Below are 17,262 nucleotides of genomic sequence, written 5' to 3' on the forward strand. Positions count from 1 at the left end.
AGGTCGCGCCGCGACCGCGGCAACGAGGAGGGGGTGCCTTCGGGTGGCCTTGTTTGGCGTATTCACTGCGGCCGGGTGCCGACCTGACGCGGCGTCAGGCCTCGCGCGACGCCCACCAGGCGAGCAGGCGCTCGCGCGCGGCATCCGGGCCGATCGGGCCCTCGTCGAGCCGCACCTCGAGCAGGTGGCGGTAGGCCTCGCCCACCACGGGGCCCGGCTTCACGCCGAGGAGCTGCATGATCTGCTCGCCGTCGAGCTCGGGCCGCACGGCGGCGAGCTCCTCCTCCTCCGCGAGCACGGCGATGCGCTCCTCGAGGTCGTCGTAGGCGAAGCCGAGGCGGTCCGCCTTGCGGCGGTTGCGCGTCGTCACATCGGCCCTCGTGAGGATGTGCAGGCGCTCGAGCTGGTCTCCGGCGTCACGAACGTAGCGGCGCACTGCGGAGTCGCTCCACGCGGCATCCGCGTAACCGAAGAACCGCAGGTGCAGCTCGATCAGCCGTGAGACCGCAGCGATGGTGTCGTTGTCGAACCGCAGCGCGCGCAGGCGCCTGCGGGCGAGCTTGGCGCCGACCATGTCGTGGTGGTGGAACGACACCAGGCCGCCGGGCTCGAGCTTGCGCGTCGCCGGCTTGCCGATGTCGTGGAGCAGCGCAGCGAGCCGCATGACGAGGTCGGGCGAGTCGAGGTTGCCGCGCGAGACCTCGTAGTCGATCGCCTGGTCGAGCACGGTCAGGGAGTGCTCGTACACGTCCTTGTGGTGATGGTGCTCGTCGACCTCGAGCCGCAGCGCCGGGATCTCGGGCAGCACCCGGTCGGCCAGGCCCGAGTCGACGAGCAGACGGATGCCGCCGCGGGGCGACGAGGTGAGGAGGAGCTTCGACAGCTCGTCACGCACGCGCTCGGCGGAGATGCGGTCGATCTCGGGCGCGAGGGCGGACATCGCCTCGCGGGTGCCCTCCTCGACCTCGAAGCCGAGCTGGGCCGAGAAGCGCGCGGCACGGAGCATCCGCAGCGGATCGTCGCCGAACGACTGCTCGGGCGCCGCGGGGGTGCGCAGGGTCTTCGCGATCAGGTCCTCGACGCCGCCCGACGGGTCGACGAGCGCCAGTTGGGGGAGCCGCAGCGCGAGCGCGTTCACGGTGAAGTCGCGCCGGGTGAGGTCGTCCTCGAGACTGGAGCCGAACACGACCTCGGGCTTGCGTGACTCACCGTCGTAGGCGTCGGCGCGGTACGTCGTGATCTCGACCGTCTCGCCCGCGATCTTCGCGCCGATCGTGCCGAACGCCCGGCCGATGTCCCAGTGGGCGTCGGCGATCGGCTTGACGATGGCGAGGATCTCGTCGGGCGTGGCATCCGTCGTGAAATCGAGGTCGTTGGTGGCCCGGCCGAGGAACGCGTCGCGCACCGGACCGCCGACGAGGGCCAGCTCGTGGCCCGCGGCGTCGAAGGCGGCCGCCAGCTTCGACACCGTCGGCGAAGCGGCCAGCTCGCCCAATCGGTCGAGGGCCGCCGCGACACTCTGCATGCCCCTATGTTAAGCGGACCCGCCGGACGCACCCGTGCGCGGCCCTGCCTGTGGACGCCGAGCGGATGCCCCGGGGCCACGCCGTAGAATCGCCTGCATGGTGGACGAGTCGATCCCTGCGCGCCCGCGCGCCGACTCTCCCACCCGACGCACCCGCACCCTTCCCAGGCCGGCCCGATTCGCCCTCGGCGGCGCTGCGCTCGCGGCCGTGGCAGCCTTGGTCGGGGCGCCCGTCGTCGCCAACGCCGGCGTCGACGCTGCGGCCGCGTTGCAGGCCGTCCTGCCCGCCGCTGGAATCGCGCCCGCAGGGAGTGCCGCGACAGATGCCGTCGGCGGCATACGACCGGCTGGGCCCTCGCGAGCGGTCGACGACAGCAGTGGGCTGCGCGTGAGCGTGTCGCCCACGGTCTCGAGCACCGTCTCCCTCGGCGGGCCCGTCGCGATCTCCGTCGAGATCGAGAACGCCACGGGCGAGGCCCTCGCGCCCGGTGTGGTGCGGCTCGTGCGCGCCGGCGCCGACATCGACGACAGGGGTGAGCTCGACGACTGGCTCGCCGCCGAGCAGGGCGGCGACGAGGGCGCCGACTCCGATGCCGCGAGCATGGTGCCGATCGCCGACGGCGAGGCGCGGGGGCTGCCGGCCGGTGGAGCCACCGTCGTGTCGTTCACCGTGCCCGCCGATGCGTTCGCCGAGCTCGCCGACTCACCTGTGATCGGACTGGGCGCCGAGCTCCTCGTGGGCGACACCGTCGTGGCCTCGGGCACCTCGGCCTACGCGAACGCCGGTGTCCCCGCATCCGGCTCGGTCGCCGTCGCCCTCGCCGCGCCCGTCACGACGCCCACGACCGGCAGCGCCGCGGGGTTGATCGACGTCGACCAGCTCACCAACTGGACGAGCCCCACAGGGCTGCTCACCCGTCAGCTCGACGCGCTCGCCGGTCGGCGCGTGGCCATCGGCATCGACCCGCGCATCATCGCGTCGATCAGGGTGCTCGGCACCAGCGCGCCGCCCAGCGCGACCGCGTGGCTGCAGCGCCTCGCCGGGCTCCCCAACGAGATCTTCCCGCTGGCCTACTCCGACGCCGACATCTCGGTGCAGGCGCAGGTCGGCCTCCCCGCGCTCCTCGGCCCGACGTCGTTCACCGACGCGATGGATCCGGCGAACTTCCCCGCGACCGGTGAGGGATCCGTCGACCTCGGCGCCGTCGACGAGCAGGGCGCCTCCGAGAGCCCGACGGCACCCGCGACGGATGCCTCCGAGCCGCCGCCGACCCCCGGCACCCTGCCCACCAGCGAACAACTCCTGTCGTGGCCGTACACGCGCACCGACCTCGCCTGGCCGGGCGACGACACGGTGGCGACGGGAGACCTCGGCTTCTTCGCGGCATCCGGACTCACCACCTCGATCCTCGCGCCGGGCAACGTGGAACCGGTGGTCGGCGTCGCACCGTCCTCGGCGACCATCGACGGCTCGACCGCGCTCGTCGCCGACAGTGCGCTCACCGAGCCGCTGCGCGCAGCGTCCACGGCCTCGACGGACACGGAGTGGCGTGAGGCGACCGGGCAGGTGCTCGCCTCGCTCGCGCTCGACGCGGGCGCCGCGCGCACGACGGTGTTCGCGACCTTCGACCGCGGCTCCGTCTCGCAGATCGCCCGCGTCTCGGCGCTCATCGACGAGATCGGCAACTCACCGTGGTCCACGCTCGCCGGGCTCTCCGAGGCGATCGGCGCACCCCCGGAGGCGCGCACCCTGATCGATGAGCCCGAGTCCGACGAGCGCAGGGCGCAGGTCTCCCGCCTGACGGAGGTCGAGGCCCAGGTCACGGAGTTCTCCACCGTCCTCACCGATCCGGCCCTGCTCACCGGCCCGGTACGCCGTGAGCTGCTCTCACTGCTCGACGTGGCCTGGCTCGACGACCTCGAGGCATGGAACGGCGTCACCAGCGACTGGCTCGTCGCCCAGCGAGGGGTCCTCGGGTCGATCTCGGTCGTGCCGAGCAGCACCATCAACGTCGTCTCGACCGAGACCGGCGTGCCCACGACCATCGAGAACACGCTGCCGTATCCGGTCACCGTGGTCGTCGATGTCAGCCCGTCGAACGGTCGGCTCATCGTCGAGGAACAGGTCGAGCAGACCGTGGAGCCGCAGTCCCGCTCCACGGTGCGGGTGCCGGTCGCGGCGGGCGTCGGCAACGGGGAGGTCACCCTCACGGTGTCGCTGGCGTCCACGGCCGGTGTCGCGATCGGCACGCCCGTCGACATCCCCGTCAATGTGCAGGCCGACTGGGAGGGCCTCGGCGCGGGCATCCTCGGCGCGATCGCGGTCGTCGTGTTCGGACTCGGCGTGTGGCGCAACATCCGGCGGCGACGGCGAGATCGTGCCGCCGCCGCTGCCGCTGCCGGTCCCGAGACCGATGCCCCCGAGGCTCATGCTCCCGAGACCGCAGTTCCCGAGACCGAAGCTCACGAGACCACAGCTGCCGACACCGACGCTCACGAGACCACAGCTCCCGACACCGACGCTCCCGAGACCGGAGCTCACGAAACCGGGGCGGTCGCCGATGCCGACGCCAGCAGCCAGCCAGCCCGAGTCGCACCCGACGCGGGCGCGAACGACCCGACCGGCAGCTCCCGTGGCTGACGACGACCGCATCGGGCGCGCCAGCGCATTCCTGGCGTCGGGCACCATCGTCTCCCGCGTCCTGGGGTTCGTGAAGGCGATCATCGTCGCCGCGACCATCGGCGTCGTCGGATCCGCGGGCGCCGACGCCTTCGCGGTGGCGAACGGCCTTCCCAACACCGTCTACGTGATCGTCGCCGGCGGTGTGCTGAGCGCCGTGCTCGTGCCGCAGATCGTGCGAGCCGGCTCGCACGCCGACGGCGGCGGCGCCTACATCAACAAGCTGCTCACGCTGGCGCTCGTGATCCTGGCCGGGGCCACCATCATCGCCACGGCGCTGGCACCGCTCCTCGCGTTGCTGTACGGGGCCACCCTGCCACCGGCGACCCTCGACCTCGCCATCGCCTTCGCGTGGTGGTGCCTGCCGCAGATCTTCTTCTACGGGCTCTACACGCTGCTCGGCGAGGTGCTCAACGCCCGGCGCAGCTTCGGGCCGTTCACCTGGGTCCCGGTGCTCAACAACATCGTCGCGATCCTGGGACTCCTCGTGTTCGCAGCGCTCTTCGGCGTCGATCCCGACGGCACGAGGTCGGCCGACGCGTGGACGCCCGGCATGGTCGCCGTCCTCGCCGGCTCGGCGACCGCCGGCATCGCGGCGCAGGCGCTCATCCTCTTCTGGTTCTGGCGCCGCATCGGGCTGCGGTACCGGCCCGACTTCGCGTGGCGAGGCGTCGGGCTCGGCACCGCCGGGCGTATGGCGGGCTGGACGTTCGGCATGCTCCTGCTCACGACGCTCGCCGGCATCGTCCAGACACTCGTCCTCGGCACGGCATCCGGAAGCGGGAACGCGTCGGTCGCCGCCGTCGACTACGCGTGGCTCATCTTCATGCTCCCGCACTCGGTGATCACCGTGTCGATCGCGACCGCCTACTTCACGCGCATGAGCGAGCACGCCGCGCGCGACCACCACGACAAGGTTCGCGACGACGTGTCGAGCGCCATCCGGGGCATCACCCTCATCATCAACCTCGCTGCAGCAGTGCTGCTCGTCATCGCCTATCCGTTCGCCGCCGTCTTCGAGACCGGCAGCTTCGCCGACACCGCGGCGCTCGGCAATGTCGTCATCGCGTTCACCCTCGGCCTGGTCCCGTTCTCCATGCTGTTCGTCGTGCAACGCACGTTCTACGCGCTCGGCGACACCCGCACCCCGTTCCGCTTCACGCTCTTCCAGGTCATCGTGTTCACGGCCGGAGCGTTCTCGTGCCTCCTGCTCCCGAAGGACCTGCTCGCGGCGGGCATCGCCCTGGTCACGACGATCGCCTGCATCGCCCAACTCGCGGTCGCCGCCTGGCTGCTGCGTCGTCGGCTCGGCACCCTCGACGGAACGCGCATCGCCGTCGGCTTCGCGCGCTCGTTCGCGGCGCTCGTGCTGCCGCTCCTCGCCGGCGTCGGGCTCCTGATCCTGCTCGGCGGAACCGTCGAAGGCGGTTTCGCCGTGTCCGGCATCTTCGGAGCCGTCATCTCGATGGCCATCATCGGGATCGTCATGGCCGTGCTCTACTTCGGTGGCCTCTGGCTGCTCCGTTCGCCCGAGCTTCGCGGGTTCGCCACGCCGCTGGTCGCTCGGCTCCGACGCGACTGAGCCCGCGGCATCCGACCCTCGCCGTTGCGCCGAGGGCGAAGGAATACGCGCCGCCTAGACTGTGTTCACCATGACGGTGGCTCTTCGGCTCGCCCGATCCACCGGAGCACATGCGACGACAGGAGTGGAAGTGCGCGACATCATCATCATCGGCTCTGGGCCGGCCGGATTCACGGCCGCGATCTACGCCGCTCGCGCCGAGTTGAAGCCGCTCCTCATCGCCAGCTCGGTCGAGATCGGCGGCGAGCTCATGAACACGACCGAGGTCGAGAACTATCCCGGGTTCCCCGAGGGCATCATGGGCCCCGACCTGATGGCGAAGTTCCAGGCGCAGGCGGAGCGGTTCGGCACCGAGGTCGTCTACGACGACGTGGTGGAGCTCGAGCTCGATGGACCGGTCAAGCGCGTCAAGCTCGGCAACGGCGAGACCCACGAGGCCTCTGCGCTCATCTACGCGACCGGGTCCGCATACCGCAAGCTCGGCCTCCCCGAGGAGGAGATCCTCTCGGGCCACGGCCTCTCGTGGTGCGCCACGTGCGACGGCTTCTTCTTCAAGCAGAAGACCATCGCAGTGGTCGGGGGCGGTGACTCGGCAATGGAGGAGGCCACCTTCCTCACCAAGTTCGCCGACAAGGTCTACGTGATCCACCGCCGCGACTCCCTCAAGGCGTCGAAGATCATGCAGCAGCGTGCCTTCGACAACCCGAAGATCGCGTTCATCTGGAACGCCGAGATCGCTGCCATCCATGGCACGACCGCGGTGACTGGCGTGACCCTCCGTGACACCGTCACCGGGGAGGACCGTGGCCTCGACCTCGACGGGCTGTTCGTCGCGATCGGGAACGACCCGCGGACCCACCTGGTGCACGGCAAGCTCGAGTTGACTCGGGAGGGCACCATCCATGTCGAGGGCCGCTCGTCGCGCACGTCGGTCGCCGGTGTGTTCGCCGCCGGCGACGTCATCGATCCCTTCTATCGCCAGGCCATCACCGCCGCCGGCTCCGGCACCGTGGCTGCTCTCGACGCCGAACACTTCCTCGCCGCACTCGAGGACGCTGCCTCGCCCGAGATCGCCGAGATCGAGGCTGAGGCGATCGAGGAAGCCGTCGCCGTCGAGAACTTCGTCCGCACGAGCTGAGCATCGTCACCGATGCATCTCGTGACATCCGCTTCACCAAAAAGGAGAACGCAATGACTGCACGTGCAGTGACCGAGGCCACCTTCGAGCAGGAGGTCCTCAACAGTGAGAAGGCCGTCCTGGTCGACTTCTGGGCCGAGTGGTGCGGCCCGTGTCGCATGGTGAGCCCGATCCTCGACCAGATCGCGAGCGAGCACGCCGACAAGCTCGACATCGTGAAGCTGAACGTCGACGAGAACCCGCAGCTCGCGATGAAGTACCAGATCACCGCGATTCCCGCGTTCAAGGTCTTCGAGAAGGGCGAGGTCGTGAAGACCGTCATCGGCGCCAAGCCGAAGCCCGCGCTCGAGGCCGACCTCGCCGCCTACATCTCGTAGTCGGCCGCCTCGCATACGCAGAGACCCGCCCGGCACACGCCGGGCGGGTCTTTCGCGTTTCCAGGGCCCCACAGTTCGATCCATGATCGCGATCGGGGCTCCGGATGCCGCGGGCCGCACGCGTCGTCATCTCGAACGGCCCGCCCGAACCCAGCAACTAGCATGAATATCCTGAGCAGAAACGGAAGTGACGTGACCTCTGACGGCGTCCCCCAGCGGACCGGCAACAACCTCGACCCTTGGTACGCGAACTACGCCGAGCGAGCTGCCGGGCTGGCCGCATCCGAGGTCCGAGCCCTGTTCGCCGTCGCGTCGCGTCCCGAGGTGGTCTCGCTCGCCGGCGGCATGCCGTTCGTCTCGGCACTCCCGCAGGAGCTCATCGTCTCGTCGATGGAACGCGTCATGCGCACCCAGGGTCCGACGGCGCTGCAGTACGGCTCGGGCCAGGGCATCCCCGAGCTCCGCGAGCACATCCTCGACGTCATGTCACTCGAGGGCATCCGCGGTTCGGTCGACAACGTCGTCACGGCGACCGGGTCCCAACAGGCCCTCGACCTCGTCGCGAAGCTGTTCATCGACCCCGGGGACGTCATCCTCGCCGAGTCGCCGAGCTACGTCGGCGCCCTCGGCGTGTTCCGGTCGTACCAGGCGAGCGTCGTGCACGTCGCCATGGACGAGGACGGGCTCATCCCCGAGGCGTTGCGGCAGACGATCGCGCACCTGCGCGGCCAAGGTCGCCGCATCAAGTTCCTCTACACGATCCCGAACTTCCACAATCCGGCCGGGGTCACCCTCGCGGCATCCCGGCGGCCCGAGATCCTCGAGATCTGCAGGCAGAACGAGATCCTCGTGCTCGAGGACAACCCCTATGGCCTGCTGCACTTCGATGAACCGGCACCGAACGCGCTGCGCTCGCTCGATGAGGACGGCGTCATCTACCTCGGCTCGTTCTCGAAGACTCTCGCCCCAGGGTTCCGCGTGGGTTGGGCGCTCGCGCCGCACGCGATCCGCGAGAAGCTCATCCTCGCCGCCGAGTCCGCGATCCTGTCACCGAGCTCGTTCAGCCAGCTCGTCGTGTCGGAGTACCTGTCGACCACCGACTGGCGTGCGCAGATCGACACGTTCCGGGGCGTGTATCGGGAGCGCAAGGACGCGATGATCGAGGCGCTGGGGGAGTACCTGCCGCAGCTCAGCTGGACGAACCCGAACGGCGGCTTCTACGTCTGGGTCACCATGCCCGACGTGCTCGACTCGAAGCAGATGCTTCCGCGGGCGGTCAGGGAGCTCGTCGCCTATACGCCGGGCACCGCGTTCTTCGCCGATGGTCGAGGGCGGCACGCCATGCGGCTCTCGTTCTGCTATCCGACGCCCGAGGCGATCCGGGTCGGCATCCGTCGGCTGGCCACGGTCGTCAACGGCGAGCTCGACCTGCTCGACACGTTCGCCGGAACCGGGACACTGCAGCTCCCGCCCAGCTCCGGGTACGAATCCGCCCCGCCCTCCGACCTCAAGTAGTGGAGAAACCCCTGATCATGAGCGATTCCCACGGTCTCTACGTCGTCGTTCTGGCTGGCGGCATCTCGCACGAACGGGATGTCTCCCTGCGCTCCGGGCGGCGGGTGGCCGACGCACTGAGCTCAGCCGGACACCGCGTCGTCCTTCGCGATCCCGATGCGGGGTTGCTCCCGTTCCTCGCGGCCGAGCGACCCGACGTCGTGTTCCCCGCCCTCCATGGGTCGAGCGGTGAGGACGGCTCACTGCTCGATCTGCTGGCAGGCCTCGGCGTGGCCACGGTCGGTTCGACCGGTGCGGCGGCGCGCCGCGCATGGTCGAAGCCCTTGGCCAGCTCGGTCGTCGCGCAGGCCGGACTCGCCGTTCCCCAGTCGATCGTGCTGTCGCACGAGGCCTTCCGCGAGCTCGGCGCCGCGAGCGTGCTTCGCGTGGTGCGGTCAGCACTCGAGGGCGACCTCGTCGTGAAGCCCGGTTCCGGCGGATCGGCACAGGGCGTCACCATCGTCGACAACACCGAGGACCTCCCTCGCGCGATGGTGGAGGCGTTCACCTACGACGACGTGGCCGTGGTCGAACGTCGCATCGTCGGCACCGAGATCGCCGTCGCGGTGGTCGACACCGGCGACGGCCCGCAGGCGCTCATCCCGGTGGAGATCGAGCCGTCGGCGGGAGTGTACGGATTCCAGGCGAGGTACAACGCGGGCGAGACGACGTTCTACGCGCCGTCGCGCCTGAGTGACGACGTGGCGGCTGCGGTATCGGATGCCGCGGTGCTCGCGCACCGCACCCTCGGACTCCGGGATCTCTCTCGCGTCGACTTCATCGTCGACGCCGGCGGCACCCCGTGGTTCCTCGAGGCGAACGTGATCCCCGGCCTCACCGAGACGTCGCTGCTGCCTCTCGCAATCGAGGCGTCGGGCACTCGCGCGAGCACCGTGTACAGCGGACTCGTGCGAGCCGCATCCGCTCGCGCCGCGTGAGTCGACCCCTCGATTCGAGCGTGAAACGGGCCGATTCAGTTCGCCAGGAACGATTCTGCGGCCGGCCTCGACCTAGACGCCCTCGAGTTCCTCGCCGAGGTCACTGAGAATGCGACGGAGATCTTGGACCGTCGCGAAATCAATGCTGATCTGGCCTTTCCGAGCGCCGAGCGCGATACGGACGCGGGTGTTGAGGCGGTCACCCATTCGGCCGGCGAGATCGTCGAGGAAGTCCTGGCGCTTGCCCGCCGCCGGCTTCGCGCGCGACGGTTTCGGCTCGCTCGTCGCGATCGCCTCCGCCGCGCGCACCGAGAGTTCCTCGTTGACGATCTTGTCGGCGAAGCGCTGCATCGCCTCGGGGTCGTCACCCGAGGCGAGGATCGCCCGGGCGTGTCCTGCGCTGAGGACCCCGGCGGCGACGCGGAGCTGGACCGGCTCGGGAAGCTTCAGAAGCCGGAGTGTGTTCGAGATCTGGGGACGTGAACGTCCGATGCGCGACGCCAGCTCCTCCTGGGTGATGCCGAAGTCGGCCAACAACTGCTGATACGCCGATGCCTCTTCCAGGGGGTTGAGCTGCGACCGGTGCAGGTTCTCGAGCAGCGCGTCGCGGAGCATGGCTTCATTGGCCGTGTCCTTGACCACCGCGGGGATCGTGTCGAGCCCGGCGGCCTTCGTGGCGCGCAGACGTCGCTCGCCCATGACCAGCTCGTACTTGCCGGGCTGGTCGGGGTGAGGGCGCACGACGATGGGCTGAAGGACACCGAACTCGCGGACGCTGTGCACGAGCTCGGCAAGATCCTCGGGATCGAACACGTTGCGCGGCTGGTGCGCGTTCGGCACGATGTCATCGGGATTCAGGCGGGCGAGCCGTGCTCCCGGGACAGCCAGCAGACCCTCGTTCGCGGCCGCCTGCTCGACCACCGCAACCGCCGTGGGCGACGATGAGTCGGAGTCGGGGAAGAAGACGTCGACAGGGCGGGTCGCGCGAGGTGTGTCGTCGCCGGTCGGGATCAGTGCGCCGATACCGCGGCCGAGACCGGTTCGCTTGGTTGCCATCAGTGGATGTCCTTCTGGTTCGCTGCGCCGCGAAGCGCGATCTCCGCGGCCGCCTCACGATATGACAAGGATCCGCTCGAGCTGAAGTCGTAACTGATCACGCTCTGACCGTAGCTCGGCGCCTCCGACACGCGAACCGAGCGGGGGATGATCGTCTCCAGGGTCTGCGCGGGGAAGTGCTCGCGCACCTCCTGCGCGACCTGTTGCGCGAGGTTCGTGCGTGAGTCGTACATCGTGAGCAAGATCGTGGACAACCGCAGTTCGGGGTTGAGGTGCTTCTCGATCAACTCGATATTGCTCAGCAATTGGGAGAGACCCTCGAGAGCGTAGTACTCGCACTGAATGGGAATCAGCACCTCACGGGCAGCGACGAATGCGTTGATCGTGAGGAGTCCCAAGGAGGGCGGGCAGTCGATGAAGACGTAGTCGTACGGGCGCTCCATGTCGGCGAGGTGGCGATCGAGCGCCCTGCGGAGTCGCTGCTCTCTCGCGACGAGGGATACGAGCTCGATCTCAGCACCGGCCAGGTGAATGGTCGCGGGCACGCAGTCGAGTGACTCGTGCTCGGTCGACGGTCGCACGACGTCGGCAAGCGGAAGGTCCGCGACGAGGACGTCGTACACACTCTGCTGCTCGGAGCGATGATCCACGCCGAGGGCCGTCGATGCGTTGCCCTGGGGGTCGAGGTCGATGACGAGGACGTGGGCGCCTGAGCGCGCAAGTGCGGCAGCGAGGTTCACTGCGCTCGTCGTCTTGCCCACGCCACCCTTCTGGTTCGAGATGGTAAGGACCCGCGTACTGGCGGGCAGGGGAAGGACCGCCTCGTCCAAGGCGATGCGGCGCCGAGTCTCTTCGGCAAGTTGATCGGCCAGGGGAGTTCCTCCATGTTGGACGTCCGTTTCACGTGAAACGGGGACGGGAGTTGGAAGCATGGCGCGCGTTTCACGTGAAACGACATCGGGAGCATCCACGGTGCGGGCTGCCTCCGCAATCGCGGCCGGCGGCTGGGCCCGGAGATTCAGCGTAGCGGCCGCCGCGCGGGGGTCGGGGTCAGCGGGCGCCTCGACGCTCTCTCCCGCGGCGGGTCTTGAAGTGGCGACCTGTGAAACCGAATCGCCGGCTGCGGTGATCGTGGCGGAATTCGATTCGCCAGTGCGGCCCGGGCCGGTGTCATCCTGCGCCACGAGATGGGGCGTTGACGATGGCTCGGGCTGAGAGGCGGCAGTGTCGGCGCCATCCTGAGTGGCGTGGACGACCTCGGCACTGTCCCGGAAACCCTCCGTCGTGTCCGTTGACGGAGCTGAGGCGTTGCCGGTGGTCGGAGCTGGATTCGGCGGAGATGGCGCACTCCGGGGAGCGTGAAGGGATGACACCGTGTCAGCTGCAGCGTCTCCCACGATTTCGCGGATCAGATCTTCGAGCAGGCGGTCGGCCGATGCGGTGCTGCCGGCGTGCGGCGTATCCGCCGCGGTGGCCTCGGGATCGTCAGCCAGCGCGGCGGCCGTCGCAACATCCCAATCGATGCTGGCTACCGCTCGTGCACCGGGAGTTCCTGACACGGCGGCGGCGGATGCCCCGTCGTCGTTTCCTTGGCGAAACTGCGTCTGTTGCGCAGGCTGCTGCGAGCTGAGAACGCCGGGCGCAGGACCATTCCCCGCGCGAGCTGGGTCTGCGACGACCGGCACTGTGGAGTCCGCGGTGCGCCGCCATGATTCTGCCGGAAGCGGCATGGCCGACGGGTCTCCGACGGCTGGAGTTGAGCCACCGGCTGATTGAACCGGGTCGAGCTCTGAGTCACCCACCTGTGAGCGGTGGACCGCTCCATCCGAGGGAGACGTCGGCGCAGCAGTGGGGGAGTCAACTGGCGGCGCGTCGGTCGACGCAGCGGCCGACGTCGCGCGCGCCTCGGGACTCCATCGGGACTCGACCTGGTGCTCGTTGCTGTGCGGTGCCGCATTCAACGCGGCTGATCCGTCGGCGCTCGAGCCGCTGGCGGCGTGCGTCGTACCGTTCTGCGAGTCGACCTCAGGCTGGTGACGCTTTCGGTGGAACCATCCGCGTCCTCCCCCTTGGGCCATGCTGACTGCTCCAAACGTCACGCGGTGTGCGGTGCTCACGGATCCCGGTCGCCGTCGACGACGTGGGATTCCAGCCTAACCGCCACCACCCTCCTTCCAGTTCTCGAAGCGCCCTATTCGGCTCGTTGCCCCGAGTCGACACTCGGGATGCCGGGACGTCCGCCCCCGCGCAACCCTCCTGGCATGGACTCGCCCGTGTGGACGCGGGCCGAGCAGGAGTCCGCAGCACCCCAGCCTGCCGGTAGTTCCTGGATCCGCGCCGCCCTGACCGATGGGCGGATGGATGTTTCACGTGAAACGGCACCCAGCCTCGACGGGCCCGCCAATGCGGCTTCCATCCAGATCGTCGAACCGACTGTGAGTCCCCAGACGACCGGGCCTCACTCGTGAACGCCCTACAAGAAGTATTGGCCCCACGGCGACTCGGTGGCCAATGCGGCAACGTCATTCACGCTACGTACGGTCGGCGTGCGTTGCACGTGGAACGGTCGCCGACGCGGCCAGCGCCACGCTGTCCAGGAATCCGACGCGGCGTCTGCCGGATCCCGTCCTGCGCACGCGGAACGGGCAGCGCGGCGAAGACCGTCCCAGTGGCTCGGCATCAAGGGTCCAACAGCATCCCGAGCGTTCGTGAGGGAGGGTGGGCAAGCGTGCTCGCCGGCAGCGTCGCGTCGCGCATTCGTGTCTGGAAGGGGCGCGCCAGGCGACGTCGCGCGGCCGGTGGGCGTGCTGGGCGCGCTCGCCCGCGCAGTGCAGTGTCACTCTGACAGCGAGCCCGACCGGAGGCGACGTCCACCAGGTCTGGGCCGTGGCGCGATTCGGGGTCCGCGCTCATGCGCGCCGATCACTCATCCCCAGGATCGCGTCGATCATTGGTTCATTCGCGGCGGGGGAGCGGTTGGACGCCTCGCGGCCGTCGGCCGGATGCTGCAAGCAGACAGTTGGTGACCCGTTTGTCGTTCGTCGGTCGAGGGCCACCTGTTTCACGTGAAACGACACTCGCGCCGAAGGTCAGGAGGGACCGACTTCGAGCGCTGCTCACGGTGAGGGCATGGAACACCGAGCGTGTTGCTCCCCGCACACCACTCACCGCGCGTTCACTGATCCTGGAGATCCTGGACGAGTGGCCGACTGCGCGAGGTCCCTCGTGACCACACTGGCTATCTTCACGGTGGCCCGGCACACCGCGGCATGGCGGGCGCCTACGTCGACCGAACCTCGGGGCGGTTGCTTCGGCCGATGTCCACGCGCAGCAGGATGACGTTGGGTTGGCAGCAGCCGCGTTGTCGAAGTGCGTCGCGAAGCATCGCGACGATCCGAAGAAGCACACTCGGACGAGGAGTGGCCGGCGTCCCGAAGTTACCGGCGGGGTCGAGGAGCGGCGCGCTGTGGGGAGGGGAGGGCGTCTGGGCGGCGGACGGCCTGGCGAGGCCGGTGGTGTGCGCCCGAGTGACGCGGGGGATACGGCCGATGTGATCGGGGAAGACGATCCGTGGCTACCGTGAGCAGGGCACGTCGCCGAGCCGCAGCCGACGCTATTGAGGAGCACGTGGCACGAACCGCGGTACGCGGGAGGACGCACGGCATTGGAACAGGAGCAGGGGCGTCACCGCGTGAGGTTGGGAAGCCCGGAGCGCGGTGACGAAGCGAGATATGCGGGACGACCGAGTGGCACGAAGCTGCGGCAGCCGGCAGCCGGTGGCCGAGGCGGTTGCGGCTCTGCTCTGCTCTGCTCTGCTCTGCTCTGCACTGCACATGGAGCTCCAACGAGCCCGCGATGACCAAGAGCGATGCGGTAGCACCTCGGCTGGCACGCCATATCTCAGAACCCACGACGTGGACGGTCACGCGCGGACTCGTTGGGAACGCTATCTCGTCAGCGGTCACTCGGGCGGGAACCAAGCTCGGCTTGCGACGGTCGTCGGTCGGCCGCCCGCGTACCGAGAGCGAACGGGAATCTCACGGACGGGAGGCGGGCTACTCAGCAACAGACCTCCCCGCGCGCGCCCGTCGCGCCGGTCATCGGCGGCTGGGCGTCGGGATCACGTGCCGGTGAGGAAGCATCGCGCGGCGGTGTTTCACGTGAAACACACCGGGTGTCAAGGCACGGGCGGCGCCGAGAGCCATCGCGAGACCCGGAGTTGAGGCACGCCCGCGCGGTGCCCGGTGCGCTGCGCGGTCCTAACGGACGGTCGCCCGGAAGACCCGTGTGATCTCGGCGACGACTCCCTCGCCGAGCACCAGCACTTCGGGATTCCGAACACCGAACTTGCGGATGACCTTCTCGGCCGCCGTGATCTCACCATCCACCCCTGCGCCCTTCATGAGCACGAGCTCACCGCCCGGCTTGAGCAGGGGAGCGGTGACGGGGATCAAGGTGCGAAGTGCGCTCACGGCTCGCGCCGTCACTTGGTCGAGGGTTCCGTTGAGCTTCGCCTCTTCGGCGCGCGCGCGAACCACCTCGACGTTCGCGAGCTCGAGCTCGTCGGCCTGTCGCTGCAACCATGCCACACGTCGTTCCATCGGTTCGATGAGCGTGAACGACACATCGGGCCGCATGATCGCGAGAACGATGCCGGGCAGGCCGGCTCCGGAGCCGACATCGCCGACCCGACGCGGGCGGAGGAGTGGGGCGACCAGCGCGCTGTTGAGGATATGGCGCGTCCAGAGTCGGGGGAGCTCCAATGGGCCGATGAGACCCAGCTCCTCACCGTGGCGCGCGAGTGATTCGGTGAATCGGCGGCCCGTGTCGAGGTGCTCTCCGAAGATCACGCCCGCGGCCGCGGGCTCGGGCTCGAGTCCGTCGATCATCGTTTCACGTGAAACGTCACGCACCGCGCGTGATGATGGTGTGGCGCTCGGCGCCTTCACCGCGCGACTCCGAGTGGAATCCCTGCTCGCTCACGAGGTCGTGGACCAACTTGCGCTCGTACGACGACATCGGGGGCAGGGCGGCCTCGGCCGCGCCGGCCTCGATGCGCTCGATCGCGCGACTCACGAGGCCGCCGAGCTCGCTCCGGCGAATGTCGCGGGAGCCACCGATGTCGAGGATGAGGCGGGAGAAGGCACCCGTCTTGGTCTGCACCGCAAGTCGGGTGAGCTCCTGGAGGGCGCTGACCGTGTCGGGCTTCGACAAGAGGTTGAGGTTCGCTCCATCGCCGGCGTTCACCGAGACATACGCCCGGCCGTTGCGCGCGTCGATGTCGATGTCGCCATCGAGGTCGCAGATGTCGAGGAGCTCCTCGATGTAGTCGGCGGCGATGTCGCCTTCTTCTTCGAGCTGGGCGATCGAGCGGTCGTCCGTCTCGTGCTGCACGTTGGTCATGGTCTACTTTCCACCCTGCTTCTTCGCGCGCGTCTTGCCGACTGGCTGCTGACGCTGCGTGGTCTTCTTCTCTTCGACGACGATCGTCTCGGGCTTGTCCTCGACGACGAGCTTGCCCTTCTTCGCGAGGCGCGCCTCGCGGGCCCGGGCAGCTTCACTGCCGGGCGTGGGCATGTTCCTGATGACGAGGAACTGCTGGCCCATGGTCCAGAAGTTCGAGATCAGCCAGTAGAACATCACGCCGAGGGGGAACGCCACGCCCGAGAACGCGAACACGAGGGGGAGCAGGTACAGGAGGATGCGCTGCTGACGGAACATGGGGCTCGCCTTGGTCTCGGGCGACATGTTCTTGGAGACGATCTGCAGCTGCGTGATGAACTGCGACGCAGTCATGAGCACGATCATGGTCAGCGCGATGAGCATGACGTTGATGCTGAACGGCTGCCCGGCCGTCATGAGGTTCCACTGCTCGATGAACGTGGCCTTCAGCGGTGCGCCGAGGAATTCGGCGTTCGCGAACGAGTTGGCGAGCTCCTGCGTGAAGAGGCCGACGCCGGCCTTGTCGTGCTGAGCGTCCTGGAGCACGGAGAACAGGGCGAAGAACACCGGCATCTGGAGCAGGAGGGGCAGGCACGAGGAGAGCGGGTTCGTGCCGGTCTTCTTGTACAGCTCCATCGTCTCGCGCGACATCGCCTCGCGAGAGAACTGGTCCTTCTTGCCCTTGTACTTGTCCTGGATCTTCTTGAGCTGGGGCGCGACCTCGAGCATGCGCCGCTGGCTCTTGATCTGCCGGACGAAGATCGGGATCAGCGCCGCACGCACCACGATCACGAGGCCGACGATCGACAGCACCCAGGTGAGGCCGGCGTCGGGGTCGAGCCCGAAGAAGGTCCACATCGAGTGGAACGCGACGAGGATCAACTCGATGACCCACTTGATGGGCCAGAGGATCAAGCCGATGAGATCAGGCATGTGCGGGGTCAGTCCTTTCGGGACAGTGCGGGGGTCG

Annotated in this window: 12 protein-coding genes; 6 read left to right on the plus strand and 6 right to left on the minus strand. The window is 68.8% G+C overall.

The features are described from left to right. Window positions 1-94 precede the first annotated feature (94 nt). On the minus strand, window positions 95-1,525 hold the full coding sequence (locus GH736_RS06180; protein WP_159601248.1) for a CCA tRNA nucleotidyltransferase: 1,431 nt from the start codon (window positions 1,523-1,525) through the stop codon (window positions 95-97). 97 nt (window positions 1,526-1,622) lie between these two features. On the opposite strand from GH736_RS06180, the gene GH736_RS06185 reads away from it, so the two are divergent. The 6 genes from GH736_RS06185 to GH736_RS06210 all read left to right on the plus strand — a co-directional run bounded on the left by GH736_RS06185 (window position 1,623) and on the right by GH736_RS06210 (window position 9,794). Then, the gene (locus GH736_RS06185; RefSeq protein WP_159601250.1) at window positions 1,623-4,166 is read left to right on the plus strand and encodes a DUF6049 family protein; all 2,544 of its coding nucleotides are present in this window, start codon (window positions 1,623-1,625) and stop codon (window positions 4,164-4,166) included. Beyond that, window positions 4,159-5,787, plus strand: a complete 1,629-nt coding sequence (gene murJ / locus GH736_RS06190; RefSeq protein WP_235933858.1) for a murein biosynthesis integral membrane protein MurJ — start codon at window positions 4,159-4,161, stop codon at window positions 5,785-5,787. The genes GH736_RS06185 and murJ overlap by 8 nt, the downstream gene beginning before the upstream one ends. A 130-nt stretch (window positions 5,788-5,917) precedes the next feature. Continuing rightward, complete coding sequence (gene trxB, locus GH736_RS06195) at window positions 5,918-6,925, plus strand: thioredoxin-disulfide reductase (protein ID WP_159601254.1); 1,008 nt, start codon at window positions 5,918-5,920, stop codon at window positions 6,923-6,925. A gap of 53 nt (window positions 6,926-6,978) precedes the next feature. Continuing rightward, entirely contained in the window at window positions 6,979-7,302 is a 324-nt protein-coding gene (trxA, locus tag GH736_RS06200; protein ID WP_159601256.1) for a thioredoxin, read from the plus strand. A gap of 192 nt (window positions 7,303-7,494) precedes the next feature. Then, complete coding sequence (locus tag GH736_RS06205; RefSeq protein ID WP_235933859.1) at window positions 7,495-8,817, plus strand: aminotransferase-like domain-containing protein; 1,323 nt, start codon at window positions 7,495-7,497, stop codon at window positions 8,815-8,817. 17 nt (window positions 8,818-8,834) lie between these two features. Beyond that, a complete protein-coding gene (locus GH736_RS06210; RefSeq protein WP_159601260.1) occupies window positions 8,835-9,794 on the plus strand; it encodes a D-alanine--D-alanine ligase family protein in 960 nt (319 codons plus the stop codon). A 72-nt stretch (window positions 9,795-9,866) separates the two neighbouring features. On the opposite strand, the gene GH736_RS06215 is transcribed toward GH736_RS06210, so the two are convergent. The 5 genes from GH736_RS06215 to yidC all read right to left on the minus strand — a co-directional run bounded on the left by GH736_RS06215 (window position 9,867) and on the right by yidC (window position 17,225). Then, the gene (locus GH736_RS06215; protein ID WP_159601262.1) at window positions 9,867-10,850 is read right to left on the minus strand and encodes a ParB/RepB/Spo0J family partition protein; all 984 of its coding nucleotides are present in this window, start codon (window positions 10,848-10,850) and stop codon (window positions 9,867-9,869) included. Beyond that, on the minus strand, window positions 10,850-11,782 hold the full coding sequence (locus GH736_RS06220) for a ParA family protein (RefSeq protein ID WP_159601270.1): 933 nt from the start codon (window positions 11,780-11,782) through the stop codon (window positions 10,850-10,852). Before GH736_RS06220 ends, GH736_RS06215 begins: the two co-directional genes overlap by 1 nt. 3,327 nt (window positions 11,783-15,109) lie before the next feature. After that, on the minus strand, window positions 15,110-15,739 hold the full coding sequence (rsmG, locus tag GH736_RS06225) for a 16S rRNA (guanine(527)-N(7))-methyltransferase RsmG (RefSeq protein ID WP_159601264.1): 630 nt from the start codon (window positions 15,737-15,739) through the stop codon (window positions 15,110-15,112). A 16-nt stretch (window positions 15,740-15,755) separates the two neighbouring features. Next, window positions 15,756-16,253 (minus strand): Jag family protein, encoded by a 498-nt coding sequence (locus GH736_RS06230; RefSeq protein WP_159601266.1) that lies wholly within the window; start codon window positions 16,251-16,253, stop codon window positions 15,756-15,758. Between the two features lie 3 nt (window positions 16,254-16,256). Next, on the minus strand, window positions 16,257-17,225 hold the full coding sequence (gene yidC, locus GH736_RS06235; protein WP_159601268.1) for a membrane protein insertase YidC: 969 nt from the start codon (window positions 17,223-17,225) through the stop codon (window positions 16,257-16,259). Window positions 17,226-17,262: the final 37 nt, after the last annotated feature.

It is taken from the genome of Agromyces humi (genome assembly GCF_009720255.1).
In the GTDB taxonomy this organism is placed as follows: domain Bacteria; phylum Actinomycetota; class Actinomycetes; order Actinomycetales; family Microbacteriaceae; genus Agromyces; species Agromyces humi.

What these genes read in the sequence shown, in the direction of transcription:
- GH736_RS06180 (WP_159601248.1), bottom strand. Translation starts at nt 1,525, where the DNA reads ATGCAGAGTGTCGCGGCGGCCCTCGACCGATTGGGCGAGCTGGCCGCT.
- GH736_RS06185 (WP_159601250.1), top strand. Translation starts at nt 1,623, where the DNA reads ATGGTGGACGAGTCGATCCCTGCGCGCCCGCGCGCCGACTCTCCCACC.
- trxA (WP_159601256.1), top strand. Translation starts at nt 6,979, where the DNA reads ATGACTGCACGTGCAGTGACCGAGGCCACCTTCGAGCAGGAGGTCCTC.
- GH736_RS06210 (WP_159601260.1), top strand. Translation starts at nt 8,835, where the DNA reads ATGAGCGATTCCCACGGTCTCTACGTCGTCGTTCTGGCTGGCGGCATC.
- GH736_RS06215 (WP_159601262.1), bottom strand. Translation starts at nt 10,850, where the DNA reads ATGGCAACCAAGCGAACCGGTCTCGGCCGCGGTATCGGCGCACTGATC.
- GH736_RS06220 (WP_159601270.1), bottom strand. Translation starts at nt 11,782, where the DNA reads ATGCTTCCAACTCCCGTCCCCGTTTCACGTGAAACGGACGTCCAACAT.
- rsmG (WP_159601264.1), bottom strand. Translation starts at nt 15,739, where the DNA reads ATGATCGACGGACTCGAGCCCGAGCCCGCGGCCGCGGGCGTGATCTTC.
- GH736_RS06230 (WP_159601266.1), bottom strand. Translation starts at nt 16,253, where the DNA reads ATGACCAACGTGCAGCACGAGACGGACGACCGCTCGATCGCCCAGCTC.
- yidC (WP_159601268.1), bottom strand. Translation starts at nt 17,225, where the DNA reads ATGCCTGATCTCATCGGCTTGATCCTCTGGCCCATCAAGTGGGTCATC.